At 58.8% G+C, this 24,942-nt stretch carries 24 protein-coding genes and 2 pseudogenes; 1 reads left to right on the top strand and 25 read right to left on the bottom strand.

All coding sequences use genetic code 11. From position 1 onward, the window contains the following. Positions 1-429: 429 nt before the first annotated feature. From ACVINW_RS19365 to ACVINW_RS19250, 24 genes and pseudogenes are all read right to left on the bottom strand, one after another. Entirely contained in the window at positions 430-1,833 is a 1,404-nt protein-coding gene (locus ACVINW_RS19365; protein ID WP_456752760.1) for a hypothetical protein, read from the bottom strand. Next, positions 1,830-3,173, bottom strand: coding sequence for a DUF1552 domain-containing protein (locus tag ACVINW_RS19360; protein ID WP_456752759.1), 1,344 nt, complete (start codon positions 3,171-3,173; stop codon positions 1,830-1,832). The genes ACVINW_RS19365 and ACVINW_RS19360 overlap by 4 nt, the downstream gene beginning before the upstream one ends. A gap of 10 nt (positions 3,174-3,183) precedes the next feature. Beyond that, on the bottom strand, positions 3,184-4,857 hold the full coding sequence (locus ACVINW_RS19355; protein WP_456752758.1) for a DUF1592 domain-containing protein: 1,674 nt from the start codon (positions 4,855-4,857) through the stop codon (positions 3,184-3,186). Then, positions 4,854-5,804: a hypothetical protein gene (locus tag ACVINW_RS19350; RefSeq protein WP_456752757.1), complete on the bottom strand. Its 951-nt coding sequence runs from the start codon at positions 5,802-5,804 to the stop codon at positions 4,854-4,856. Before ACVINW_RS19350 ends, ACVINW_RS19355 begins: the two co-directional genes overlap by 4 nt. Before the next feature lie 330 nt (positions 5,805-6,134). Then, positions 6,135-6,983 carry a carbohydrate ABC transporter permease gene (locus tag ACVINW_RS19345; RefSeq protein WP_456752756.1) on the bottom strand — a complete coding sequence of 283 codons (849 nt, stop codon included), beginning with the start codon at positions 6,981-6,983 and terminating at the stop codon, positions 6,135-6,137. After that, positions 6,980-7,930 (bottom strand): carbohydrate ABC transporter permease, encoded by a 951-nt coding sequence (locus ACVINW_RS19340; RefSeq protein ID WP_456752755.1) that lies wholly within the window; start codon positions 7,928-7,930, stop codon positions 6,980-6,982. The genes ACVINW_RS19345 and ACVINW_RS19340 overlap by 4 nt, the downstream gene beginning before the upstream one ends. Then, positions 7,927-9,106, bottom strand: a pseudogene (locus ACVINW_RS19335) (ABC transporter ATP-binding protein). Before ACVINW_RS19335 ends, ACVINW_RS19340 begins: the two are co-directional and overlap by 4 nt. A 604-nt stretch (positions 9,107-9,710) precedes the next feature. Continuing rightward, positions 9,711-10,343, bottom strand: coding sequence for an IS66 family transposase (tnpC, locus tag ACVINW_RS19330; RefSeq protein WP_456752754.1), 633 nt, complete (start codon positions 10,341-10,343; stop codon positions 9,711-9,713). Next, complete coding sequence (locus ACVINW_RS19325; RefSeq protein WP_456752753.1) at positions 10,291-10,557, bottom strand: IS66 family transposase; 267 nt, start codon at positions 10,555-10,557, stop codon at positions 10,291-10,293. Before ACVINW_RS19325 ends, tnpC begins: the two co-directional genes overlap by 53 nt. Positions 10,558-10,595: 38 nt before the next feature. Then, positions 10,596-11,861, bottom strand: coding sequence for a group II intron reverse transcriptase/maturase (ltrA, locus tag ACVINW_RS19320; RefSeq protein WP_456752752.1), 1,266 nt, complete (start codon positions 11,859-11,861; stop codon positions 10,596-10,598). Positions 11,862-12,075: 214 nt separating this feature from the next. Continuing rightward, positions 12,076-12,210, bottom strand: coding sequence for a hypothetical protein (locus ACVINW_RS19315; RefSeq protein ID WP_256436599.1), 135 nt, complete (start codon positions 12,208-12,210; stop codon positions 12,076-12,078). Positions 12,211-12,411: 201 nt separating this feature from the next. After that, a pseudogene (locus ACVINW_RS19310) lies at positions 12,412-13,186 on the bottom strand (IS66 family transposase); the annotation flags it as partial. 70 nt (positions 13,187-13,256) lie between these two features. Then, complete coding sequence (gene tnpB, locus ACVINW_RS19305) at positions 13,257-13,487, bottom strand: IS66 family insertion sequence element accessory protein TnpB (RefSeq protein WP_456752751.1); 231 nt, start codon at positions 13,485-13,487, stop codon at positions 13,257-13,259. Continuing rightward, positions 13,484-14,758, bottom strand: coding sequence for a group II intron reverse transcriptase/maturase (gene ltrA / locus ACVINW_RS19300; RefSeq protein ID WP_456752750.1), 1,275 nt, complete (start codon positions 14,756-14,758; stop codon positions 13,484-13,486). The genes tnpB (ACVINW_RS19305) and ltrA (ACVINW_RS19300) overlap by 4 nt, the downstream gene beginning before the upstream one ends. Positions 14,759-15,271: 513 nt before the next feature. Further along, a complete protein-coding gene (tnpB, locus tag ACVINW_RS19295; RefSeq protein WP_456752749.1) occupies positions 15,272-15,490 on the bottom strand; it encodes an IS66 family insertion sequence element accessory protein TnpB in 219 nt (72 codons plus the stop codon). Then, positions 15,487-15,882, bottom strand: a complete 396-nt coding sequence (tnpA, locus tag ACVINW_RS19290) for an IS66-like element accessory protein TnpA (protein ID WP_456752748.1) — start codon at positions 15,880-15,882, stop codon at positions 15,487-15,489. The genes tnpB (ACVINW_RS19295) and tnpA overlap by 4 nt, the downstream gene beginning before the upstream one ends. A gap of 147 nt (positions 15,883-16,029) precedes the next feature. Continuing rightward, on the bottom strand, positions 16,030-16,344 hold the full coding sequence (locus ACVINW_RS19285) for a DUF1592 domain-containing protein (protein ID WP_456752747.1): 315 nt from the start codon (positions 16,342-16,344) through the stop codon (positions 16,030-16,032). A gap of 6 nt (positions 16,345-16,350) precedes the next feature. Continuing rightward, complete coding sequence (locus ACVINW_RS19280; RefSeq protein WP_456752746.1) at positions 16,351-16,638, bottom strand: hypothetical protein; 288 nt, start codon at positions 16,636-16,638, stop codon at positions 16,351-16,353. 181 nt (positions 16,639-16,819) lie between these two features. After that, entirely contained in the window at positions 16,820-18,661 is a 1,842-nt protein-coding gene (locus tag ACVINW_RS19275) for a DUF6351 family protein (RefSeq protein ID WP_456752745.1), read from the bottom strand. Continuing rightward, a complete protein-coding gene (locus ACVINW_RS19270; protein WP_456752744.1) occupies positions 18,658-18,864 on the bottom strand; it encodes a DUF1587 domain-containing protein in 207 nt (68 codons plus the stop codon). The genes ACVINW_RS19275 and ACVINW_RS19270 overlap by 4 nt, the downstream gene beginning before the upstream one ends. 211 nt (positions 18,865-19,075) lie before the next feature. Beyond that, a complete protein-coding gene (locus tag ACVINW_RS19265; protein ID WP_456752743.1) occupies positions 19,076-19,822 on the bottom strand; it encodes a TonB family protein in 747 nt (248 codons plus the stop codon). A gap of 10 nt (positions 19,823-19,832) precedes the next feature. After that, positions 19,833-20,228, bottom strand: coding sequence for an ExbD/TolR family protein (locus tag ACVINW_RS19260; RefSeq protein ID WP_456752742.1), 396 nt, complete (start codon positions 20,226-20,228; stop codon positions 19,833-19,835). Positions 20,229-20,231: 3 nt separating this feature from the next. After that, on the bottom strand, positions 20,232-20,915 hold the full coding sequence (locus tag ACVINW_RS19255) for a MotA/TolQ/ExbB proton channel family protein (protein ID WP_456752741.1): 684 nt from the start codon (positions 20,913-20,915) through the stop codon (positions 20,232-20,234). A 27-nt stretch (positions 20,916-20,942) separates the two neighbouring features. Then, positions 20,943-23,075: a TonB-dependent receptor gene (locus tag ACVINW_RS19250; protein ID WP_456752740.1), complete on the bottom strand. Its 2,133-nt coding sequence runs from the start codon at positions 23,073-23,075 to the stop codon at positions 20,943-20,945. Between the two features lie 583 nt (positions 23,076-23,658). Here ACVINW_RS19250 and ACVINW_RS19245 point away from each other — a divergent pair. Then, entirely contained in the window at positions 23,659-24,582 is a 924-nt protein-coding gene (locus tag ACVINW_RS19245; RefSeq protein ID WP_456752739.1) for an ISAs1 family transposase, read from the top strand. Here ACVINW_RS19245 and ACVINW_RS19240 read toward each other — a convergent pair. Beyond that, a complete protein-coding gene (locus ACVINW_RS19240; protein WP_456756606.1) occupies positions 24,505-24,825 on the bottom strand; it encodes a hypothetical protein in 321 nt (106 codons plus the stop codon). The genes ACVINW_RS19245 and ACVINW_RS19240 overlap by 78 nt on opposite strands. Positions 24,826-24,942: the final 117 nt, after the last annotated feature.

Below are 24,942 nucleotides of genomic sequence, written 5' to 3'. Positions count from 1 at the left end.
CTCCTGGCTGAAACCCGGAGGCGTGAGAGCTCCAATGAGAATCGCTACAGCAAGCGCTTGAAGGCGGCCTATGGCGAATTTAACGCGCTTCATGTCTTCGCGGCCCAAGCGTCGCAGTGGCCGTTTGGATTGGCGGAGCCATTAAAGATCTGGCAGTGACCGCAATTGGTTCGATCGTCCACTGTCGCAAAAAAAGAACATCCACTGCAGGTCTTACTCTGATCAGGCGATCGGTCGACGTAATGCTGCCCGTCACGCAACGCCTTCTCCGCACTTGTTGCCGTTGGATCCGTACAAACCTGTGCCGTCGTGTCCTTCTTGCAGGCGATAAGCATAGACATTGCGCTGAGCATGGAGAGCGTGGCCGCTCGGCACAGGACTCCCCGGCGCGAAACCTTCTCAGGTTGCATCGTTTTGCTTTCCCAGTCTTTACGGATTCTCAGAATGCTTGCGCATCTCTTGCGGAGCCTCATAGGCTACAATCGGGGCGGATTTCATCCAGCTCCCCTGATGTGAATTATTGTTACCGCACCCGTTGCATTCACCTGGATGCTGGTCTCCTTCATAAGTAAAGACTGGCCTCCCCCTATATGCCCAGACGTCTATCCCTTGAGTACCCTTTTCGATTTCGCGCCAGGGGTGCCGTGGATTGATCGAGATTACAGACCAGATATTATTGATTTCCGATTTTCCTGCCATTGCGATGAGCGGATGCCATATCTTGGCGCAGCGGTCTTCACCACCGCAGAAACTGGTCCAGTAGAGCGGACTGTCGCCAGTATCGTCGCAATCTAAGCGATCGGCTGTCTTGTCGACGCAATGGATCGTATAAAGTGTTTTGCCTTGTGAATCGGCATAAACTTCCTGATCGAGGCTCCCCTGCGGCATACCAGACGCCTCTACATTAGGGATCGTCCTGATGGTGACTGCAGGTGGATGTTGAGGAGGTTCCTTCAACACCGCCACTTGCCAACCCTTGGGTGCCCTTCCGTAGAGATCGCCGAAGATATCGCGAAACTCTTGGGACTCCTTCGCAACGTCTGCGTCTCTTGCATAGGTATAAAGCAACTTTCCCTTGTATGCCCACTGCCTCATGCTTGGTCGTGTGACAATTGTCCACTCTTTGAGACCGTCGCTCGTTGCAAGAGCAGGCGAAACGAAGGGGCGCCACAGGTGTGGATCTCCAATAGTCTCATTGGAGTCGGCGTAGTAGAGAACTTTTCCAGAGGCGTCAGCCAAGGCCTGGCCAAGTGCTGTTTTTTGGACTGTGACCCTGGGCGGTGCGCCTGCGAGTGGCGCGGAGGCGACTTTCCACGGGTAAACCTCCTCAGTGATAACACCTCGCATATTTCCGTTCACGTCCCCGGGAAACTTGTCCTTGATCGACATGTAGAGCGGAGCGCCCTCGTATGCCCATTGCCTTGTGCCGTCTGCGCGTTGGACAATTGTCCATTTTCCGACAGGCTGGGCGTCTGAGGGTGCCAGCAATGGGGGGCGCTTTTGGCCGCAGGTACGGCGTGTTTGACTGTCCGGCGTCTTGATCGCGAAATCCGCATCAAGATTCTCGGAATCGTTAGTAAAATTATCGGATGCCGTGCGCATAATCTCTGCTTGAATCTCGTTCGTGCAAGACTCAAGAGGAAAAAGCTCGTTCGCATCATGGTTGAAAGAATAGAGCGCCATGCCGTTGGCGCTGACAAAAATGGGGCCCTCGTCTGTCAATCGGATATTGACGCCCGGCGGGACTGCTAACTCGAATTGGGAAGCGCCAGCCGCCGACCGCAATAGCAGCAGCAAGGCTGCAACAACGGAAATGCCAGTCTTGACTGTCATGCCTGAAGAACCTCCTCGACGACTTTGGTGGTCTTCATTGATCCAAAGCCCCATTCGCTCTTCTGAAGGCCCATGGCCCGCATGACCGTCAGCCCAATCTGCGTACCAACATCTTCCGCGCCGGCGGCCACGTGAATCCCGGATTTCATCCGACCGCCAGCTCTGCCTGCGGTCATCATGGGAATCCCATCCATGGAATGGATCTGCGCCCTCTCATGGTCGCTGTGGGCGAACACTAAAACATTGTCCAGAAGCGTTCTGTCACCTTCACGGACGCTCGAGAGCGCACCAACAAAATAGGCCCACTCCTCCATCGCCTGGCGAATGAACCAGGAATGGGTCGACTGATAACCTTGTCCATTCAAGTGCTCTTCATGGGTCACAGCGTGGTGGGAGTTCGGCACTCCCCTCTTGGTCGTCGCCGCGAAGCTCTCGGAATAAGCCATATTGAATACGCGGGTCTGATCGCACGAAAGCGCCGCCACCAGAATGTCAGTCATGAGACGATGCCGTTGACCAACCAAATCAGCGTCCTCGCCGATCAACGCAACGTCAGTTGGCGCGGGCGGCACACGACAGGCGGGCGCCGGCGGTGGCTTTTCAAGCTGAAGCGCCAGGCGTTGTTCGAGGTCACGAAGCGATGTGAAGTATTGGTCAAGTCGCGCACGATCGGTGGCGCCTAAGTTTCGTTTCAACGAAGCGCTGTCTTCGAGGACAGCCGACAGCACGCTTTCGCGCACCATGAGGCGTGGGTTCGGATGAAATACTGGAGAATTGGGGTCTTGGAATTCAGGCCCGAAAATCCGCTGGTAGAAGGCCAGGGGGGAAATTTCCGGCGGATTGTAAGCTTGCGCATTGCGGAAGCTATAGCTGTGCTGACGATTGCCGGTCGCCGTCATCTCCAGTGACCGGAATCGCGTGCTGCCACCAATAGCGTCGGAAATCGTTACGTCGAGGCTCTCTCCGGGAACGGACGTCCTGTCGGTAGGCGCTTGACCACAACGGAGGGCTACCCAGCCCGTATAGTGACAGAGAGAAGGTCGGCCATCTGTAAAAGTACGATACCCGGTAAAGAGATTTATATGGTCTCTGACGGGCCGGATCGCCGCGAGTTCCTCCTTCAAGTCGAAGTTCGGCCCGGTTCTTTCGGGTACAAAGATCTCCTTGTTCATGCCGAGCCCCCAAAACCATGTGCCGAAGCGCACCGGCAAGGGACGCCCATTGGCGAGGGCGGTGCCGCTATTATTCAGGAAGCATTCCAGAAACGGCATACCGACGGTCACTGCAGCGCCGCCAATCATACCTCTCAAGACTTGCCTGCGATCGATTCTCTTGGACATGCCAATCCTCCTAGCGATCAACTCGAGCTTCTTGCGCGTCGCGGTGCGTGTCGGAGTCGACTGAGACGGCGTAAAAGGCCTTACTGCTTGTGATATCTCTCAGGAGTGCAATCAAGCGATAGCCTTCTGAGCCGAACCGGTTGGCCTCATAGTCGAGCCACGGGCGGTCCGCTGCGCTGGCCGGCCGTCCGACGCCGTAGCTGTACAATCTGTTCACCAAGCACGAGACAAGCGCGGGATTGTCATGAACTGCTTGGCCAAACCCAGACACGTCGACAAAGGATCTTCCGTCCAGTTCACCGGTAACATCAATGGGCGCGTCTCCCTCCGTCTTGCGGTACGCTCCAGCGCCATCGAAGTTCTCCAAGGCGAGCCCAATCGGATCCGTGATCTTGTGACACCCGGCGCACACAGGATTAGTCCTATGCGCATCCAGCCGGTCGCGGGCGGTTTTGAAGTGGCGATTGGCATCATCAAAGACTTCAAAGCTTACGTCTGGTGGTGGGTCCGGTACATGTTGACACAGAAGATTCTCTCTGACCGCACGACCGCGGCGCGTGGGCGAGCTCTTCCCTGGGTGCGAATACAATGCAAGGAAGCCAGGCGATGTCAGGAGCCCTGCGCTTTCTCCCGACGATACTTCATGGGGAGTCCAACCGTCGGGATCTGAAGCGGGACTTCTGTAGAGGGGACCGAGGGTGGGGTTGATGAAAGTCAGATTGCGGGTGAACAGGTCACGATAATCGCCGTTGCGCCTAATGAGTTGATCGGTAATCAGACGCAGCATTTGCTCTTCGGCGGAGCGTGCCACTTGGATGGTAAATCCAGGAAAGATTGTGGGATCTTTCGCGAGCGTAGCGAACTGATCGAATCTTAAGAGATCCCAAAAGAAAGCTCGAATGCCTTTCTCGATGCGTGGAGATGAGAGCATCCGGTCGATCTGGCGCTTCAGCCCATCGGCGTTGTCCAGATCTCCCTTTTCGGCGGCATCGAGCAGGGTTTCATCGGGCGGAGCATTCCAGAGAAAAAGGCTAAGACGCGTTGCCTTCGAATAGCTCGTCAGACGGTGCTGACTAGAATGTTCCGGATCTGGCTCGGCCGCCTCGATAAAATAGAGGAATTTTGGGGAAGTGAGCATACCGGCCAAGCTGTAGGTCAAGCCGGCATAGAAATCGCCAAGCCGACGGGCGCCTTTGCCTGCGGCCTCGACTTGCGTCTCTACCTCGGCATCGGTCAGAGGCCTCCGATACAGGAATCGCCCGGTGCGAATGAAAAACTGCTTGGCACAGGCAGGATCAGCGTCAACGACCGAAATTGGCATACAGGGTACAAATGATTTCCTGTGCCGGTCATCGATAACTTGCTGCGCCACCGTGAGCGCTGTGCGCTCGAATTGATCCAGCGCACCCGGCGTAATGGCGGCCGCTGATGCGCCGAGGGCCAGAAGCCCCTGCAATCGCTGCGGTGGCGCGAAAGCGACGTCGACCTTTATGTCTTCGCCGAAAATGTCGTGGATTGCTGTCACATATTGATCAGCCGAAATCAGTCGGACCGAAGCAGAACCGCCGGGGACTTCTGGCGGCCGGTTGGACTCGGAACGCTCAATCACCCAATATCCGACCGTGGCTGTTGTGGCTATGACCGCAATCGCTATAGCGGTCCACAGACTTGTTCCGACCTTCATCGATCCACCTCCTCGGCTGGATGGATGACGAAGATCCGAACGAATTCAAGCCTACGAGCAGAGGAAAGCGCCGTGCATTGGCCGGTTTCTGGATCTTTGTATCCATCGGCTAGCCGGTGAAGAGCGGCATATGCCGATGACGGGCTAGCCAGATAGACTTCGCCTGCCGACGTAACAATTCCAAAGTGCGAGTACCATTCCCAGACCTGATCGAGGTCTACATAGCCAGCTCGAATACCTTCGGCGCCCGAGGCGGTCAACGAGAGCTGCAGCCTCATATCGCGCATACGCTGCTTATGGATGTACGTTTCCTGCCAAATACCATCTGCAGGTTCAGAGACAAGCTGGCCATTAGCGATGCGGCCCTTGGCGTGATAGAGTGGTTTTCCACTGACTCGTTGGCTTTGCCAGGGAACGACCTTTAGAGCTGAGTCAACCACCAACTGATCTGAACCACGATATAGTTTTACTTCCACATCCGGGCTGTTCTGCTCGTCGGTCACACCCGAGATCTCGAGCAACAGACGATTTACTACTCCGGTTCGAATAGCCTTTCTCGTGCGCACTTCGCTGAAGAGATTATCAACCAATTTTCGGTGGCAGCCGAAGAACCTGAAAAGTTGATTATCGACTCTCTCTTCCGTCTTCAAATTTCGAAATTTCTTGTGGTCGCACGTCGTTGCCGTAGCCCGGCCGTCCAAAGTGCCATCCAGATTGAGGCCGTATGCCTCAATGCTTCGAACTTCGCGAAACGGCAGCGGATCGGTCACAGCCTCCGGGTTGAAGTAACCATTTTCACAATTGGGCCCACGATTGTCGATCCGCCAGCACTTATTGAGCTGGTCTTGCCGGGCAGAACGGGATGGAAACTGCGCTTCCCAATTCTCCCGATTATTATGCACCGGGCCGTCTGGGCATAGTGCCTTCGCGTCATTGAGCGGCGACATTGTCCAATCAGAGTTGGACAAGACCAAACCGATCGTGTGTCCGCTCCCGGACGCCCCCTGAAGTTCGCTGCTCGCAGCTAAGCACGAGTCAAAACTGTGAGCACCTACCGCACACGCCACTGTCAATGTTGCTAAAGCGATTACCGATCGCCTCAACATCAAGATTTTGATGGCCTTACGAGGTGCGCCGGTGGCTCCGGCAAAGGCCGTGTCCTTCTGAGTTTCGTCACGCTGTCCTGCCGACTGCGACACAGAGTTAGTGTGGTTAGAGGTGTCGACGGGCCCTACCGCAAACTTGATGCAAAGCATCGTTCAAACTCCGTTAGCCTATTACTTGACGGCGCCCCCGGTCATTCCTTCAACGAACCACTTCTGTGCGGCGAGGAAGGCGATGACGAGGGGCAACACCACGAGAGTGCATGCGGCCATGAGGGGTCCAAAGTCGTTGCCGGCCTCCTCGTTCTTGAAATACATGATTCCGAGCGGCGGCGGCATGAGCGACTGGTCGCGAACGGCGATCAGTGGCCAGAACAGGTCATTCCAATGCCCGACCACCGAGAAGATCGCAAACGCAATGACAGCCGGCAGCGCCATCGGCACCATGATCTTCCAGGCTATCGCGACTTCGGAGAGACCGTCGAGCCGCGCGGCATGAACCACATCATCGGGGATGGTCTTGAAGAATTGGCGAAACAGGAAGATGCCGAACGGCGAGACGACATAGGGAAAGATGAGCGCTGCATAGGTATTGAGAATGCCGAGCTGGTAGCCGAGGATGAACAGCGGCAATGAGAGCACCTGATGCGGCAGGAGCAGACCGATTAGCACTACGCTGAACAGCAGATCACGTCCGGGAAACCGGAGCTTAGCGAGCGCATAGGCGCAAGGGACGCAAACCAGGATCTGTAGTGCCAGGATCAAAGCGCATACAATTAGGCCGTTGCCCATGTAGCGCGGCAGCGGGGCTTCCGTCAGCGCCTTCGTGTAGTTCTCGACGCCATAGAATTGCGCGGGCCAGAATGAGAAGAACGCGCGGAAGATCTCGCCCGGCGGCTTGATCGACAGCGACACCATCCACACGAAGGGCACGAGAATGACTGCCCCGGTGGTGAGCAGCGCAGCATGACGAAGGATCGCGGTTGGCGGAGGTAAATGACTGATCGGGGTGGCGTGGCTCATTGGTAATGCACCTTCCTGTCCATGACGCGCGCCTGAACGAGTGTGAGCGTCACTACGATGGCGAGAAAGACCACGGCAATGGCAGCGCCGTAGCCGGCGCGAAGATACTCGAAGCTCTCACGATAGAGCGTGTAGAGCAGAACTTCGGAGGCGTGGCCCGGCCCGCCCTGGGTGAGCACTTTGACGGTGTCAAAGGACTCGAATGCCCTCAGTGCCACGACGATGACAACGAACATCGATACAGGTCCGAGCATGGGCAGCGTGACGGTACGCATTCGGTCGAGCCAAAAATCAGCCCCGTCGATATCGGCAGCATCGTAAAGGTCCTGCGGGATGCCCTTCAGGCCTGCGAGAAACAACACCATGGCGTAGCCCAGATTCTGCCAAATGCCGATGACCGCGAGTACCGGCAGGACCGTATTCTCGTCGCGCAGCCAGTTGCCGGTCGGCAGTCCGACCGCGGCAAGCGTTGGGTTGATGAGCCCGATCGTTGGATGCAGCATTGCTTCCCAAGCGACAGCCATGGCCGTGAGTGTCGCCATGAAGGGCAGGAAGTGGATGGCGCGATAAAAGGCGCGGCAGGATTTTTCGCTTTCAATGAGAAGCGCGATCAGAAGGCCGAAGAAAAGGGTACCCGGCACAACGATCAGAACGTAGAGGATGGTGTTGAGAAGCGAAGCCCTGAAACCCGAGTCGGAAAAGGCCTCGCGGAAGTTGGCAAGGCCCACAAAGGCGAGAGAATGTGCCCCGAACTGCCAATCGGTGAGCGCAATGACGAAGACCCCGATCACCGGCATGAGGAAGAGGACGAGCAGAAAGAAAACCGCGGGCCCTGCCAGGGTCCAGGCCGCCAGCGCTTCCCCAAAGGCACGCGAAGCGGGTATTCCAACGCGAGTGATCGCGGGCAGCTCTCCGGAGCTGCCGGAAGCAGCAACAGGCGCGCTCATCGGGCAATCTCCCGAATTGGTGTAACCGAGGCGTGTCCGATTTCTAACCCCTTGCGCAGCCGTCGCCCATCGCGGGTAAAGAGAAGCACGCGGTCCGGCCTGACAGCGAGATGCAAGGTCCGAGCGGGAGCGATATGAGGCGCCCGTTCGGCCAACAGCCTTGCGATCAAGGGATGATCGATGCCCGCCAGATCGAGATGGACGAAGAGATCGGAGCCCATATGCTCGATCATGCGCACAGAACCGGTCAGGGCGCCCTGCCCGCCGTGGTCAGCGAGATGAAAAGCCTCAGGGCGAACACCGAGAGTAAGGGGCGCGCCGGCGGGCGCATCGACTTCCATAGAGAGCGTCGATCCGGCCACGTCAATGAGACCGCGGTCGCGCACCACGCCGTCAAGCATATTGATCTTGGGCGAACCGATGAATTCGGCGACGCGCCGGTCGTTGGGATCGGCATAGATCTCCTGCGGCGGAGCAACCTGCAACAACTCGCCGTCGAGCATAACCGCCACCCGGTCGGACAGGGTCATGGCCTCGGCCTGATCATGGGTGACATAGATGAAGGTGCCCCCGAGCCGCTGGTGCAGCTCTTTGATCTCGGCGCGCATCTGCACCCGCAGCTTGGCGTCGAGGTTAGACAGCGGCTCATCCATCAGGAAAACAGCCGGATGACGCACCATCGCCCGACCGACCGCCACACGTTGGCGCTGGCCGCCGGAGAGCTGGCCCGGCTTACGGGTCAGAAGATGGCCGATGCCGAGTGCCTTGGCCGTACGGGTGACCTCCACGTCGATCTCATTGGCGATTTCGTGTGGTCCCCGGCAGCAGGCGCCCGAGAACAGGAAGTCTCTGGAAGGCCGAGAGCCGTCGCATCCGAAGTGGTAGGGTCATGTTGGAGGCGACCGTCATATGCGGATAGAGCGCGTAGGACTGGAACACCATTGCAATGTCCCGCCGCTTCGGCCGCAATCCATCCACAACTCGCTCGCCAATCGAGACCGAGCCGGTGTCCTGCATCTCAAGCCCCGCCAGAATCCGCAGCAATGTCGATTTCCCGCATCCCGACGGCCCCAACAGCGTCAGGAACTCACCAGCTGCCACGGACAACGAAACGTGACGCAAGACAGACGTTTGGCCGTAGTTCTTGCTGACGCTTTCGATTGAAACGGACGCCACCGCCTTTAATTCCCCATTGTCAGCATAGAATTTTGCGCAAGCGCGGCGAGGAGATCGTCAACGTCGTTGCACAAGCACCAGAGCTTCAAGACCGAAAACGCTACAGTGGGATGACGTTCATCGAATAATTCGATCGATTGCCCGACCAAGTGCGATGACGTGCGGCACTCCACGAGCGAGAGCGGTCGCGCAAAGCGTCGCGCATTCGTCGGGATCGCTTAGGAGCAGAATTAGCGCACTGCCACGCCACTCAGCACGGGCCGCGAGGCCACGGCGCAGCGACTGAATCCGACCTGCGACGCCTAGTTCGATGGCGACCGTTAGCTCCTGAGCTCCAAGGCCGAATCCCATGAAGGCACGGAGAGCACGTCGTGACCACCTGCCGGGAGATGACCGCGCCCGTGACAAGGCATTTTCCGGACCGCAAACCGAAGCATCGCAAGTTGCGATTGTTTCGTTCATGAACCGCGATGATCCGATTTTTGGTCGAGAGCGAGTAGAAGCCGTCTTGGAATAAATGATGCTGTCTTTGGACATCGTGTCGAGATGCTCGGTACGCATCCGGCCAGCACCCCGGGCAGTCGCGCCGGTCTGCCGCGGCGCCTCAGGCAGCAGCCGCTTTGGACTGTTGGGTCGCCTTCCAATTCCACGGGAGCAGGTCGGCGACTCTGTTGAGGGGGTGATCTGGAAGCCTGGCCAACACGTCAGCGAGCCAGGCTTGCGGATCAACGTCGTTCATCTTGCAGGTTTCGATCAGGGTATAGACAGCGGCGGCACGATTGCCGCCAGCATCTGAACCGGCGAAGGTCCAATTTCGTCTTCCGACAGCCACACCGCGTAACGCTCGTTCGGCAGCGTTGTTCGAGAGGCAGATGCGGCCATCGTCCAGGAAGCGGGTGAACGCCGCCCAGCGGTTGAGCAGGTAGTTGATCGCCTTTGCAGTGTCGTTGCCTGATGAGAGCAAGGTTCGCTGCTGGCGCATCCAGATTTCGAGATCGGCGACGATCGGCCTCGACTTATCACGACGTGCCGCAAGCCGCTGTTCCGGCGTTTTGGCGTTGATGGTGCGCTCGATCTCGAACAGGTGATATCGATGCGCCGCACCGCCTCGCTGGCAATCGGCGCCCCCTCCAGATTTCGCCAGGTCGAAGAACTTTCTGCGGCCGTGGCTCCAACACGCCGCTTCAAGGATCGGAGCCGGCTTCCCTTTGGGCCTTGTAGAGCTGGTTATATCCATCAAAGGCGTCGGCCTGCATAAGGCCGACGGAGCCGGCAAGATGGCTTTGCAGATGCTCTCCAGCCCGGTTGCGTGAGTAGTAGAACAAGGCCGCCGGCGGATCCGTGCCGCCAAACGGCCGGTCATCGCGAACATAGGTCCAGATCCGGCCGGTAACCGTCTTAAGCTTGGCCAGTACCGGCACCATCGGGTGAGTAGGCCGGAGGGATTTCACCTCCAACCTCTCGCAGAACCGGGCGTGAGACTCTCGCCTCACCCGGCTCCCAAGGCAAGCTTGCCGCCATCGCCGAGTTGCCAATGCACAAAGAGCCTGCGCTTCTCACGCGCGATCTTCTCCAGGAAGAGACGCGCGCGTCCTAAACGGTGATGGAAGCGCTTGTACTTTCGCTTCAGCCAAATCGCTAACGTCTGGTTGATGTAGCGTGCCAAAGGATAAAGCGCTGAGCGCGTGTATTGCCCATAATAAGCGATCCACCCCCTAACCATCGGGTTTAGCTCGCGAGCAATATCGTCCAGCGTCACCTCGGTTCGCCTGCGAAGTTTCAAGCCTCGGACCGTCGCCCGCATGGCGTTCAGCGCTGGTTTGCTGACCGCTGGGGTGAACCCACAGAACATCTTCTGCGAATGCGGCCCCAGGACCGATCGTGGCCGGAAGCAATAACCGAGAAAGTCAAACATGACCGTCTCGCTTTTACCTCGGCGTCGATCATCCTTGCAGTAGACGATCCTCGTCTTCGTAGGATGCAATTCCAGGCGGCACTCCGCCAGCCGAGCCTGGAGCGCTTCGCGAACGCTTTGCGCCTCCATCTCATTCCGACAATGTACCAACCCGTCATCCGCATACCGACACCACCTGAGATCGGGGAACATCCGTGCCATCCAGAGATCAAATGCATAGTGCATGAAGAGGTTGGCGAGGATCGGGCTCACCACGCCCCCTTGTGGGGTACCGCGGCTTCGCTCGATTATCGTTCCATCCTCTTGCACCATCGGCGCTGTCAGCCATCTTTCAATGTAGAGCAGCGCCCATGCGCACGTAACATGTTTCCGGACGGCCCGCAGCAGAAGCTCGTGGTCGATATTGTCGAACAGTCCCTTGATGTCGAACTCCAGAACCCAATCGTACTTCCAGCACCGCTGTCGCGTCACGCCTACGGCATCGAGAGCCGATTTACCGGGTCTGTAGCCGTAAGAATCCGCCAGAAAGATTGCGTCGAGAGCCGGCTCAATCAGTTGTTTGACAACCGTCTGTGCCACGCGGTCTGCCACAGTGGGCACCCCGAGGATCCTTTGGCCCCCACTCTTCTTTGGAATGGAGACGGCGCGAACAGGCGGCGGGAAATAAGCGCCTGAGCTCATTCGATTCCAAATCTTGTAGAGATTACTCTTCAAGTCGGACTCGAACTGCTCAATCGTCACTCCGTCGACACCGGCTGCGCCACCATTGGATCGCACCTGCAGATATGCTTCGTACACCTCTCTCTTGTCGATGTTGAACGGTTTGCTCGGCTGGTTCACCGTCGTCCTCCTGTTGTCAGTTGCGACGATGGCCAGCCCACCTGATCCGATCCCTTCGCTCCGGCCCCATTACGAGCCTTCGTCGCTAATACGGATCGGTCCGTCCCAGTGCTCCGCGTCGGTAATCTCGCCTCGCGGTCTTCTCCGCTTGTGCTTCTCCCTTTCCATCGGAGCGACTGGTTCCTGCAGTTCCGCGGCAGCGCCTGCATCCGATTCACGCCCCCTCAACGCCGGTCGCCGCCCGCCCGGTCATCAGGCTTCCGGCGGGCTCATCCCAGAGGGACGACACACCTCTGGTTTTGACGACGATTTCCACGTTACGACGGTTCATCGGCGGGTTCATTTTCATTCGTCTCTCGGACGCCTATCCGTTCGGGTATTCCCGACCGTTAGCTTCAACGCTCACGACCGCGCCTCTTAAGCGAAGCCGCTTGAAGTGATTTGAGACCTACTCCTGAAAGTCGATCCCGAGGGGCCTACCCTCATCGCTGCCACAGCTTGCGCACACAGATTTTCAGATCATCTCGATCATCCTTTCTGTGTGCTTCTGCAGCACACTATCGTCGGCGTGGATGCGTTCCGCGCTCATGACGTGGATCCGGATGGCCTCAATAATGGGAGCGAGTGCTACCACGCAGGCGCCGACCCGATCCGCCAGGGTCGCGACATCGATCTCGATCCCTTCGCGGGCATAGGTCTTGCTCTGCCGGTTCAATGGCTGGTGCAGCAGGAACTTGTTGACCAGCACCATCGCCAGCAGGTTCGGCCCGGCAAAGCCTCGCGGGATCGGATGGGAGGGCGCCGGCGCCTCGGTGATCGCCTCGCAATCCCGGCAGGAGAACTTCTCGCGGACATGCTCGATAATCTTCCAGCGCCGCGGCTCGCATTCCAGGGTCTTCGAGACCACCTCGCCGAGCTTGTGCAGCCGCTCGCTGCCGCACTTGCCACATGCGCAAGGCATGGGTTCGACGATACGTTCGACCAGCAGGTTATCCGGTAGGGGGCGTCGCGGCGGCCGTGGATATTGCGCGCGCTTCTGTTTGGCGGCTTCCGGCGCGGCGATCTCGGCCTTGGTTTCCTGTTCGGCCTGGGTCTCTTCAAGATCCTCGATGGCAAGCTCGAGCTGTTCGACCACAGCTTGCCGCGCTCTGAGGATTGCCCGAACTGCTCGCGCCGTGCCTTGGCCAGCATCAGCTTCAGCCGTTCGATTTCCAGCCGGCCGACCGTCACTTCGCTCTTCGCCAGTGTCAGCTGTTCGCGCTGCGCAATGATCATCGCATGCGCAGCCGCAGGTCGGCGGGAAGCGGATCGGTGGGCGTCGTCACGAGGACGAATCAACCATATTCGCCGCAAAAAATCCCGCTGGATTCCTGCCGTGAGTCAAAGAGCCACAGCTTAACCGGAAGCCTGTGGACGCCAGGTTGCCTGCGGCATCCGCCAGTCAATTCCGGACAGGAGATAGGATAGTTGTGCAGCGCTGATCGTCACAACGCCGTCCGCCAGCGATGGCCACAAAAAGCGCCCGCGCTCCAACCGCTTCGTGAACAGACATGCGCCCTGGCCATGGTGAGTCGGCCCCGGAGTTGCACCCGGAGCCGCTCTCCGAACCGTACGTGACGCTCTCACGTCATACGGCTCTCAACAAGTAACGAAGCAGAACTCAACCTCGCCCAATGAGCAAACAGCTTCGGCCTGCGGCGGCGGATCAATCTGAGCCAGGTGGAGGCTCTGACTTTTCCATTCTTCAGCCCTTTGTATTTGCGTCGCGCCCAGCGGTTTAGAGATTCGTCGACGTATCGATACAGGTTGTGCATTTCTGACCGCCCATATCTGCCGTAGTACTGCATCCATCCACGAAGGATGGGATTCAGTTCCAAGGCGATTGCGTCGACTTCCGTCTGCGAGCGAAGCCTGAGCCGGAGCTGCCGGATCGTCACACGCATAGACTTCATCGCCGCCCTGCTGGCCGCTGGCGAGAACGTACAGAAGTTTTCCTTCTTCTGATGATTTCTTGCCCTGCGCGGTCGAAAGGTAAATCCCAGAAAGTCAAATGACTGACTGGCATGGCTACCCGGGCGGTTGCTGTCTTTGCAGTAGACGATCTTGGTCTTGTCGGGATGCATTTCGAGTTCGCATTCCTCAAACCTTGCTTGCAGCGCCGCCTTGATGGCTTCCGCTTCAGCCTTGGTTCGGCAATGAACGAGCCCGTCGTCTGCGTATCGACACCATGGCGACCGCGGGAAGTTCCGCGCCATCCATGTATCGAACGCGTAATGCAAGAACAAATTGGCAAGGACAGGACTGATCACGCCGCCTTGGGGTGTGCCCCGGTCGCGAGCGGTGATCGCTCCATCTCTGCCTTGCATCGGCGCTATTAGCCAGCGTTCGATGTAGAGCAGAGCCCATTCGTCTTGCACATGCTTCCTGACGGCCTTCATGAGCAGCTCGTGGCTGATATTGTCGAACAGGCCTTTGATGTCGAACTCCAGCACCCAGTCCATCTTCCAGCACCGTTGCCGGGTGACGCCAACGGCGTCCAGCGCGGATTTTCCGGGCCGGTAGCCGTAGGAATCGGGAAGGAAGATTTCCTCGAGTGCTTGTTCAATCTGCAGCTTGACGACCGTCTGCGCCACGCGATCTGCTACTGTCGGCACGCCTAGAATGCGTTGTCCGCCGTTCTTCTTGGGAATGGAGACAGCCCGAACAGCAGGTGGAAAGTAGCTGCCAGAAGACATTCGATTCCAGACCTTGTAAAGGTTGCCCTTCAAGTCCTTCTCGAAAGCTTCCAAGGATACCTTATCCACGCCGGCTGAGCCCGCATTGGCTTTGACCAATCGGTAGGCCTTCATCACTGTTTGCTTGTCGATATTGTACTGCTTGCGTTCGGTTACACCCATCATGTCCTCCTGCTCATCACAGTTGCATGCGGGCGGAACCACTTGCCTCGGCCCCTTCGCTCCAGTCCCATTACAGTACCTTCATCACTACTACGAGCCAATCCGCCCCAGTGTCGTGCTTCGGTACTCTCGTCTCGCGGTGTGCGCCGCTTGAACTTCTCCCTTGGCATCACAACGACTGGTTCCTGCAGTTCTCTACAAGAGCCTGTATCCAGATCGCGTCCCCTAAACGCCGGTCGCCATCCGCGCAGTAATCCAAGCGCCTCACGGATTGATCTCAGGGATGGCACGCGCCCCTGATTTTGGCGACGTCTAAATAATTTTCGACGCGTCATCGGAAGATTCGCTTTCGCTCGCCTTCTGGATACTCACCTGCCCCGTAAACCCGGGACTTTTGCAACACTTGCTGATGACCGCGCCTTTTAAGCGAAGCCACAGTGTCGTGGTTTTGCACCTGCGCCTGGAACGCCGATGCAGGAGGGCCAACCTCCATCTCTCATAAAGCTGTACGCATCAAATTCGGCTATTCACCTCCTTCATGCTCTGCAGCACACCATGCCAGATGATCTTGATCAGGTCGCCGCGGCGGCCCCTAAAAACGTAGAGATCGCCAGCGTGAGGGTCCCGCTTCAAACCCGCCTGAACCAGACGCGCAAGGCTCGGGAAGCCTCGGCGCATATCGGTATGACCGGTCGCGAGCCAAACCCGTACATTGCCCGGTATGGCGATCATCGGCGCTCAAGCACCTCGAGGACCCGCGCCAGCGCCTCCGGGTCGACATGCGCGTCCACTCGGATGCGTCGTCGGTTGCCAAGATCGATCTCGATCAATCCAGTACGCGCGGCTGCCACGGAGCGCACTCGGCCGTCACCCGCAGGCAAAAGCTTCGGAGTTTCCTCCACCTCCGTAGCGACGATCTGCACCGGCGCAAAAGATGGTACGACCTGCTCTGATGTCCGTGCTTGTCGACGCCAGGTAAACACCAGGCTGGCCGCGACTCCGTTGCGGCGCGCAACCTCAGTCACCTTCGCGCCCGGCACCAACGTCTCCTCGACAATCCGTGCCTTGTCGTCCTGCGACCAGCGCCGCCACCGCTCCAGCCCGCCCAAAACCTCGACCCACATCGCCTGATGACCTTAAAGCTAGACTTAAGGCTACACGCTTCGCGAATTACCTCGCGTCACGCAAGACGGCGCCCGTCGGATGCGTACGATGCTCGAGCTCCAACGCGTCGTTGAAGAAGGCGCACACATCGAGGCGCCGCGAAGACATCAAGCGGTCGGCCTGCTTCTCGTGTTTAGATCACCCGTCTCGGCCGTCTGCAGCAGTTCGGCGTCGGGCGTTAAATCCCACATCCGATAGCTGAGGCGCGTCGCCCAGCCGTCACGGTCCAGCGCCCATTGCTTGTTGCCGGTCAGCGCCGCAGCTTCCATGCGGAATGCGAAATCGGCCGCCTGGAGCAAGCTGGCTAGGCGATAGCGCAGGCCAGCATAGAAGTTGTTCTGCGACTCGGCGCGTCCATGGCTCAGATTGACAGCGCTTTTGATCTCCTCCTCGGTCAATGGGCGGCGGTAGGATCCGGCCATAGTGGCTCAGCACCCGCGCGGTGCAGCCGTCATCGGCTCGTTGGCCGACCTGGGCACGCGGAAAAGCTTAGCGCGGTATTTCTCCCCGGTCACCTGGGTGGCTATGCTGTCCGCCAGTTTGGTGAGGGATTCAAAGCTCACGGGCTTTACCGAAAGCGCCGAAGTGCTGGCTGCCTGCAACCCGCCAATGCGGATCGTGGGCTCGAAGCGGCCGCGCACTTCAATCTCGGTGCCGAAGATATCGGCAATGGAGTCGCGATGGTCTGCCCCTGTCGGTCGCCTTATGCTCACCACTTGCGAACTGCGGCGCCTCGGCTGGAAGCAACGCCGCTAGCGGTGGGGCCAGAAACTAGCACGATGAGAGATAGAATCACGCCGGAGACACGCTTAATGCGTTCCCCACATACGATTGGCGACAAGCGACGATCGCCGGCTGGCGTCCGCGAGCGCCGGGGCCTAGCTCGAACTAATCGGGCTACCTGCACTTGTAGCTTTGAGCCTTGAAGATATCGCCGCTGAAATAAGTCGCGACGGTGGGATAGGCGCAAGCCGGAAGGCTCATTTGCGGCCCGTGAGGGTGCGGGTAGATCTTGTACACCGAACTCTCGCTGCCAGGTGCCGGCGAGGTAAAGACCATGCTGTCGGGCGAGACGCCTTTCTCCACCCAATCCACCAGCGCTCGGTACAATTGCCCGTCCGCTGGCACCGGTGGATTTGCGTTGGGGTTCGCTGCGCCACTGAAATAACCGTGAGACATGCCCGGCACGACGAACATCTTATAATAAGCCTGAACAGAAGCCGGGCCACCCATCTTAGCCATGACCCGGTCATAATATTCGGTAAGTCCCTGCACCCAGGCGCTTGGGTCATGCAGGCCGTTTACTTGCAGGAGTTTCGCGCCGGAAATCTTGAGGCGTGTCAGGTCAGAATCATAGTCGGGGTCACTACCGGTTTCGGATTGCATCGCCCTGAAAGATTGGTACGCCGCCGCGAGCTCGGCGTAAGTCAAAGTTTTCCAGCCGTCCTCGCCATTGGCAGTGGCGTTCTTGAAGTCCGGTGTTCCAATCTTGGGATTGCCCAGGGCCAATGCAATTATATCGGGTCCCCCACTTTTCATTTCCGGCCATGTTAAATCGCCCTGGAGCGAGCGGATATAGCCACCACGCGGATATCCGTACCAGATCCGGACACCCGTCACCGGAGCGTCCCACCCATTGTCCAGGGCCGGATCTGGCACGCTGCCGTCGATCGTCAGTCCGTACCAGACCTTGTTCATGACAAGGGCTTGCGCGCGGGTCATGCACGTGGGCGTGCCATTTGTGCCACCGTCGGACCTGCATAGGACAGCCGCATCTTTAGTCGGATCGTAGCGGCATCTACGGATGTCGAGGATGAAGCCGAGGTGCTGTCCTCCCACGATGTCGCAAGCCGCCACGGCCGCGGCCGACACCGCCTCAAGTTGCTCCCGCGATGGAGCTTTCCCGCCCAGATCGCGCAAGACCAGGAGCTCGGGATATAGCTGCGCGATGTCGCTTGTGGTGCTTGCACCCGCCCTGATCGAGACGATGCCATCGTATTGTTCCGGCAGATTCTGCGCGACATGGAGCGCCTGCCGCCCACCGCCCGAGCCGCCCTCGAAGTAGGAGTACTTCGGGGGGGAGCCATAGTAGGCTGTCGCCAGCGCCTTTGTCTTCACCGCCTGTTCGTAAAGGCTGCGATAGCTCCAATCCCGCCAGCCGGCGACATTGACCGTTCCGTCGGGATTCATGGCAAAAGAGGCGCCAGCGTACTGTTGCCCGCTGTCGGTGGTCGCCGTCACGGCGCCTTCTTCCGCCGCAATCCGCGGCGCCGGCAGGTTGCCGTTGCCAACGCTCATGCGACCGACGACGGTCTCTTCGTAACCGTTGGCCCAGCCACCCCCGCCCAGAGCGTGCACCCGATGGTTCCACGCATTCTTCTCGGGCAGCCACACTTCGATCCCGATGCCGCGCGAGGTCGATGGGGCGCCGGTGGGACCGGGCACGCCCGGTCCCACCAAAAGCTTCACCCAACAAAGATCCGCCGCGAACCTCGCTGGTCGGTTCGGGAAGATCTGTTGCTCCTTTGAGGGACTGGGGTACGGATCGTCCTTCTTGACCTTCTTCACAAGCAGGACGGTGGTATTGCCGTCTGGCTTAAACGCTGTCTTCATCGAATCGTCGCATCCCAACGTGGGTGTGGCCGCCGACACGACGTTAGGCGAAACGCAAGTGAGGGTGATCGCGACCGAGAGGATGCTGATTTGTCCAAGATAGCCGGTCCTTGTCACGTATTTCACTTTCTCTTTCCAATTTGGAAAGCTGCCAAGTTGCTAAAGAATGCAAAGCCGACTGGCGTCACCGAAAGCACCGAGGTGCTAGCTGCCTGCAAGCCGCCAATGCGGATCGTTGGATCGAAGAAGCCGCGCACTTCAATCTCGGTGCCGAAGATCTCGGCAATGGAGTTGCGGTACTCTGCCTCTGTCAGCCGCCTCTTGCTCACGTCTTCCGAATTGGCGCCGGACTGAACTGAAGCGATGGCGGCAGCCGTCGCACCGGACGCCAGCGCAGTTAAGGATAGAAGGGAGATGGCAAGATTTCGGATGCGCCCTATTACACGGCCTCTCGATAGACTGCGCGCCCGTTGGCGGCTTTCCGTTGCGCGCTCACAAATACCGCCCGCCCGCGCGTACGCTCCAACATGACGCCCGTCATCACATACCTGCCTTAAACTCAACGAAGATACTGAGATGAAGCGTTCGATGGCTCATCTCAGGCGGCGGAGGCGGATAATGCGCACTCCTGACCGTAGCAAGTGCCGCCTGGTCGAGAACCGAAGATCCGCTCGATTGGGACAAACTGACCCCCGATACGCGCGCGTCGAGATAATCGAACGTCACGCGGGCACGGCCATGCTGGCCTGTGGCGCGCGCAGATGCCGGATAGATCAGCGCGCTCTCCACGGCTCGCCGCATTTGGCCTTGAAAGCTCGACATCGCTGCAGCGCTTGGCCCCGCGCTTGCCGTCGCCTGTTGCTGTGCAGGGCGGGCGGCCGGCTTCTTTTGGGCCTGCTGCGGGGGCTTTGCGGGCTTAGGGCGCACGATCGGCGCCTCCGCCTTTGGAAGCGGCGGAGCAGGCTTCGGGGGAGCAACCTCTGCGGGCGGCGGAGGGGCCTCAGTAGGCGGTGGAGTAACCTGCGGTATCGGGGGCGTCTCTTCTGGCACCGGCGGAGTTTCCGCAACCATAGGAGGCGGATCTGCGGGCGCATCGGGTGGGGCCGCGACCAGCGAGATCTGCATCGTCGGCGCCGACGATTCGTTTGTTGGCCGGTGTTGCGTGAGCCAGCCAACGACGGCAAGCAAACAGAGGCCCTCCAGCAACAGCGCAGCGGCGAACGAAGCAGGCAGCGCGGAGCGTTCCTGCAGTGGGCTGAAATGATCGGCTGTCGCGATGGTCACCACGATTCCACTCCTACTTGGTGTCCTTCGCGGCGAGGCCGACCTGGACGATGCCAGCCTTGCGACACGCATCCATCACAGCGAGAAGATTTTGCAGCGTTGCGGTGCCGGCTCCCGCAATGGTAACGGCAGCGTGCTCTCGGTCCGGCTCGGCCGCCAATTTGGCCATCAGATCGTCAATAGTAAGCTTTTGACCATCCGTCTCGATAACGCCATCGGCAAACAGCGTAACGACGATCTTTGGGTGGGGCAGATCCTGCGCGGTGCTGCTTTGCGGAAGTTGCGAAGCGATACCGGTCGCCGGAATCATTCGCAGCGTGATCATGATGAAGAACACCAACAGGAAGAGCATGATGTCGATCATCGGAATGATTTCTATGCGGCCCTTCCGCACCTCGAGGTAACGCATTGGTCAGGTTCCCGTATTCGCGAGCGGGTGGATTGCGGGCCCATGAGGACGCTTTTCAGCTGAAGCCACACGAGGGGCATCGAGACGGTTGACCATCGAAATCTTCAAAGTCTCAAGTTGATGAACGACGAGCCGCGTCCAGTTGTTAAGGCTGTTGAAGCAAACGAGACCGACGATGGCGATGAGCAGGCCGCATGCGGTCGCGATCAGAGCTTCGCCGACGCCGCCGGTGATCTGTGTCGCCGCGTTGCCGGCATCGCCAAGGACCGCGAACGCCTTGACCATGCCGGCGATCGTGCCGAGAAGGCCGAGCAAAGGTGCTAGCGTCACGATTGTGTCGAGCAGCCACAACCGGCTATCCAGCCTGGGGACCTGCCATAGGATTGATTCCTCCAACAGCTCGGACAACCGATGCGCATCCTTAAGCTCGGGATGCTGCAGCGGCACTTCCAGCAAAGCGCAATGTGGCAGTCGCGGCGATTTCTTGACGAGGTCTGCTAGCGTCTTCCGGTCGAGGTGCGCGAATTGCGCGACCGTGTCGGTGACGCGCTTTCCGCGACGGATGGTCCGGCCAAGGAACCAGAAGCGATCGATTATCACGGTAAGCGCGATTAGCAGCAGGACGGCCATAACATAGAGAATGCCGTCGGACTGCGCCGCGAGCTCGGTGAGACGATCAAGGGTCATGTTCATTCCTTCGCTGATGATTTTCTGTCAGAACTGCACAGACAAGCTGCTATAGATGTTCCGGCCGATCTGCGTGTAGAACAGCGGCGTTGTTGAAACGCCGGAATAGCCGAAGAAGTCTACGACCGCATGACTATCAAGGATGTTGTCGATCCCGAATTTTACGGTCACGGCCGCCAAATTAGGCAGGGGGTTCTTGACCTTGTAGGTGATGGCCATATTGAGCTGATTGAACGGTGATAGTGGTTGCGTTTCCCCGATATCACCGAAGCGCTTGCCGACCCATTTGTCTATCAGTGAGGCGCGCCAGTCACCCTGTTCGTAGATCAGGCCGGCTGCAAGCGTCGCGTTCGGCGCCTCCTGGATCCATAGCCCGGTCTGGGTGCTCTTGGCGCTGTTAAGGCTGCCATTGCCGAAAACACTGAAGCCGTTACCGAGGTGGAGCGTTCCTTCGAGTTCGACACCCTTGTAGATGACCCCGCCCTGGTTGACGTAGGTCGAGATGCCGCCGATGTCCTGCGATGCGATCATGTTCTGGAAGTCGATGTAATAGACGTCACCGGCCAGCGTGAAGGCCTTACTCTGGTAACTCGTGCCGACCTGGTAATTCCAGGTGGTTTCAGGTTGGACATTGGCTGCCCCGGGCAGACCATTTGGTGGGGTTAGAAACCCCTCTGCGGCCTGCGCATAAACCGACCAATTGGATGAAAGCTTGTAGTTCGCGGCAAGCGAGGGCAGAGCCTTCCCCCAAGTCTGGGAGTAATCCAAAGGCCCACCCGTGTTAGGATCAACGAGCGAATTGTAGCTGCGCCTGACATAGGCATATTTCGCACCGGCCGTAATCGTCAGGTCAGGCAGTGCTTTCCAGTCTGCTTCGACATATGGCTGAACAGTATCCAGCGCGAGGTTCTGGTCATAGCTTGTGGAGATGTATTTCTGGTCCAATGTCATGTCGACCTTAAATTTAGCTCGATAGGACGGCTGGTGCTCGACCCATGCGCCGACCTTGACATCGCCGAAAGGCAGATCTTTTTGGAGAGAGATCACGTCGCCATAGGAGCGGACGCTTGCCGGATTCACTGTGCCCGGCACGTCAAACGCGCCAAACTTCGTGCCAATTGAATTTCCGCTGACATCCAGGCCCCGAAGTATCGGTTGACTGTAGTAATAGCCATAGGTGTAGAGCTTCTGGTCCAGATGCCAGCCGTCACCATAGTCAGATTTCAGGCCGAGGTAGTTGATGTCGGTCTGAAGATTCCAGCGGTTGTAACCGACGTAATTCTGCTTGCTTGGGTCGGATGACAGCCCAAACTTCGGACCATAGGCCGCGATCTGGGCGAGCGATGCACCCTGAGAGTAATCTCGCATCTGATTATTGTAGATCGATACGAAGGTGAGCGTCGTGTTGTCGCCGAGCGGCTGCACGAGCTTCAGTGCCGCGCTTTCTCGCTCCTTGCCGACGTTGGTGTAATAGCCGTCGCTTTTGGTAAATTGGGTGTCAAGAAAGACCGAAGCGCCGTTCGCGCTTTTGAGCTGGCCGGAATCAAGTTGGATACCGTAGAGCTGAGTATTGAAGCTGCCATAGCTCGTGGTCGCCGTTGCGGCCTGGGTCGACATCGGCGACTTGGTTTGGAGTGCAACCGTGCCGCCAAATGTCGCATCGCCCACGGTCGACGCCGTACCCGGGCCACGGTCGACGATGACCTGCCCGAGATCGTTGGTCATTATGAAAGCGCCGCTGGGCGTGCTAAGATTGAAGAGCCGAAGCGGAATTCCATCGAGCGTAACGTTAAATTGGCCGTCCTGGAAGCCGCGGATCGAGATGGCGCCCTCGTCTCCGCCCGCTGCTCGGCCGACCATCACGCTCGGCGCAACGCTGATGACACTATCGTAATTGGCGGTCGCCGGAATGTTGTTTTCGATATAGTGCCTGCTGATGACGGAGGTCGGCTGCGTCACCGTCAAGGGCGTGCTCGTCGGCGCTTGATACACGGCCGAATTGACGTCGCCAGCGCTGTCTGACGTCTGGACAGTTCCGAGGTCCGTCGTCTGGGCGTGCGCAGCCGTCGCTCCTACCACCGGCGGAACGCTCGCAGCCAGCAAAAGCGCCGCGTAGTGCCGCCTGATCCCCTGCCCGCCTGCGGTATTCGAAAGTCGCATCAGTAGCCCCTCTCCTGCTTTCCAATTTGAACTGCCTCGTGCTCATCGGCCCGGCGTCTCGTTGGCTCGTGCTATTGGCTCTATGTTTTGTACAGTGGGATGACGTTCATCGAATAATTTGGTGCATGCTTGCGCAGATGCGATGATTTGTTCCGCTCTCGGTGATTGCGGCGCGCAGTTTGTGGAGACCGCTCGGGAACTCAAGGTGACGCGGTTAGCGGACGGATTGATCCGCAGAGTCGACTAGCCGTCGACCCGCGGCCAAACTTATCTCGCGTCAAGGCTCACGGAGCGTCGCGGAGTAAAGCAGTTGGCGGCCTCCGTCGGAGGTCCGCCGATGCGCTCGCTGAGCAGTGGGGCGATCCCGTTTAGAAAGGAGCGCATGCACGGCGCGACGTGGCCGAAATGAACCGCACTCTCGCGCCGAACTGGCTCACAATCTTCTCGAAGACGCGCTTCTTCAAAGCTTCAGGCGCTCATCATCGCCTTAGGTGAGTATCCATACGACCTAGTCGCTCTTTGACCCACCAACCAATCAAGTTATCGCATTTTCGAACGAAGGCGTCGAAAATCGCGATATGTCATGCCTGTCGCATCACGCTCTCCTGCGTCGCACCATCGGGCGGTAGACGCAGCGGGCAAGGTCGGTAAGGCGCTGCGCGGTGCCTGCACGCGGGGGCCGGCAGGCCAGGCCGCTGCATGGTCGATGTCTGGGCGGCCAGCACGCGCATGGCGTTGGCTCAGAGGAAGGCTCCCAATCGCAACGAGGTTGCCGGCGTCCCTCGAAGCCTCGCCCTGCTCGATCTTGACGGCGCCCTTGTCACCGTCGAACGCCTTGCACTGTCGGCCCGACACGGCGCAAGCCATCCGCGACCGGAAGGGTTACTACGTGTTGGCCACCTGGAGCAATTGCGGCCGGCTTTTCAAGTTTTCAAGGCCGTCAAGGCGCTGCTCGACACCGCCCGGAAGCCCGCACGAGCGAGCCGGCGAAGGGCTATCGCTCACGGCCGCGTCAAGCGCCATGCGATGTCGCGCCGGCACCGCAGCTAGCAAAACAATACGATTTCCCGCTATCGCCGCCGTCGGTCGCGTCGACAGCTGGCGCGCCAACGCCGGCAGGATTGCCAAGCACACAGTCCGGTACTGTCTGCCTCGCGCCCGCTGTCGGCCAAGAAGCTGCCCGAGGCCGTGCACGCACTGGGGCATCGAGAACAACCGGCACTGCGTTCTCGACGTCCCGTTCGACGAGGACGCCCGCCGCAGCCGCAAGGACAATGCCGCGGAAAATCTCGCCATTATTCGCAAGCTGGCCCTCAATGATCTGCACGCCACGCCTGGCCCCGCTCGCACCAACCAGAAAATGCTTCAGGCCAGATGGAAACAACGACTTCCTTCTCTTCGTCCTCCCCCATATGCGATAGGCCTATTATCACACCCGGGTTTTTCCTTGAAATTGGCGACACGGTGCGAGGGCGCCGAAACGGCTAGGCGGATAGGTAGCAGTTAGCGTGGCGAGCGCACTCTGGCGACGGTGGAAGACGATAAATGCGGTTACGTCGATGTCTCTGACACCATCGCCATAGGTCAAACAGAAGGCGTTGTCGTCGGTCAGGTAATTAGCAATTCGCTTGAGCCGACCTCCAGGCATGGTCTCCTCGCCAGCATCGACCAGCGTCACCTTCCACCATTCAGCATGGTGCTGGTGAACCTCCATGCGGTCTTTTGCCGTGTCGAAGGCGACATCCGACACGTGGCAGGAATTCGTTGGCGATGTATTCCTCTGATAGCCCTTGTAGCCGCAGCAGATGGCGAGATCGTCGAGTCACAGTGCGAATAGATTTTGAGGATATGCTACAGAATCGGCTAG

The organism is Bradyrhizobium sp. USDA 4461 (assembly GCF_054055655.1).
The sequence above is the reverse complement of the archived record's forward strand: the minus strand, read 5'-3'. Positions and strand labels throughout refer to the sequence as shown.

What these genes read in the sequence shown, in the direction of transcription:
- ACVINW_RS19365 (WP_456752760.1), bottom strand. Translation starts at nt 1,833, where the DNA reads ATGACAGTCAAGACTGGCATTTCCGTTGTTGCAGCCTTGCTGCTGCTA.
- ACVINW_RS19360 (WP_456752759.1), bottom strand. Translation starts at nt 3,173, where the DNA reads ATGTCCAAGAGAATCGATCGCAGGCAAGTCTTGAGAGGTATGATTGGC.
- ACVINW_RS19355 (WP_456752758.1), bottom strand. Translation starts at nt 4,857, where the DNA reads ATGAAGGTCGGAACAAGTCTGTGGACCGCTATAGCGATTGCGGTCATA.
- ACVINW_RS19350 (WP_456752757.1), bottom strand. Translation starts at nt 5,804, where the DNA reads ATGTCGCCGCTCAATGACGCGAAGGCACTATGCCCAGACGGCCCGGTG.
- ACVINW_RS19345 (WP_456752756.1), bottom strand. Translation starts at nt 6,983, where the DNA reads ATGAGCCACGCCACCCCGATCAGTCATTTACCTCCGCCAACCGCGATC.
- ACVINW_RS19340 (WP_456752755.1), bottom strand. Translation starts at nt 7,930, where the DNA reads ATGAGCGCGCCTGTTGCTGCTTCCGGCAGCTCCGGAGAGCTGCCCGCG.
- tnpC (WP_456752754.1), bottom strand. Translation starts at nt 10,343, where the DNA reads ATGGATATAACCAGCTCTACAAGGCCCAAAGGGAAGCCGGCTCCGATC.
- ACVINW_RS19315 (WP_256436599.1), bottom strand. Translation starts at nt 12,210, where the DNA reads ATGAAAATGAACCCGCCGATGAACCGTCGTAACGTGGAAATCGTCGTC.
- ltrA (WP_456752750.1), bottom strand. Translation starts at nt 14,758, where the DNA reads ATGGGTGTAACCGAACGCAAGCAGTACAATATCGACAAGCAAACAGTG.
- tnpB (WP_456752749.1), bottom strand. Translation starts at nt 15,490, where the DNA reads ATGATCGCCATACCGGGCAATGTACGGGTTTGGCTCGCGACCGGTCAT.
- tnpA (WP_456752748.1), bottom strand. Translation starts at nt 15,882, where the DNA reads ATGTGGGTCGAGGTTTTGGGCGGGCTGGAGCGGTGGCGGCGCTGGTCG.
- ACVINW_RS19285 (WP_456752747.1), bottom strand. Translation starts at nt 16,344, where the DNA reads ATGGCCGGATCCTACCGCCGCCCATTGACCGAGGAGGAGATCAAAAGC.
- ACVINW_RS19260 (WP_456752742.1), bottom strand. Translation starts at nt 20,228, where the DNA reads ATGCGTTACCTCGAGGTGCGGAAGGGCCGCATAGAAATCATTCCGATG.
- ACVINW_RS19255 (WP_456752741.1), bottom strand. Translation starts at nt 20,915, where the DNA reads ATGACCCTTGATCGTCTCACCGAGCTCGCGGCGCAGTCCGACGGCATT.
- ACVINW_RS19250 (WP_456752740.1), bottom strand. Translation starts at nt 23,075, where the DNA reads ATGCGACTTTCGAATACCGCAGGCGGGCAGGGGATCAGGCGGCACTAC.
- ACVINW_RS19245 (WP_456752739.1), top strand. Translation starts at nt 23,659, where the DNA reads ATGCCTGTCGCATCACGCTCTCCTGCGTCGCACCATCGGGCGGTAGAC.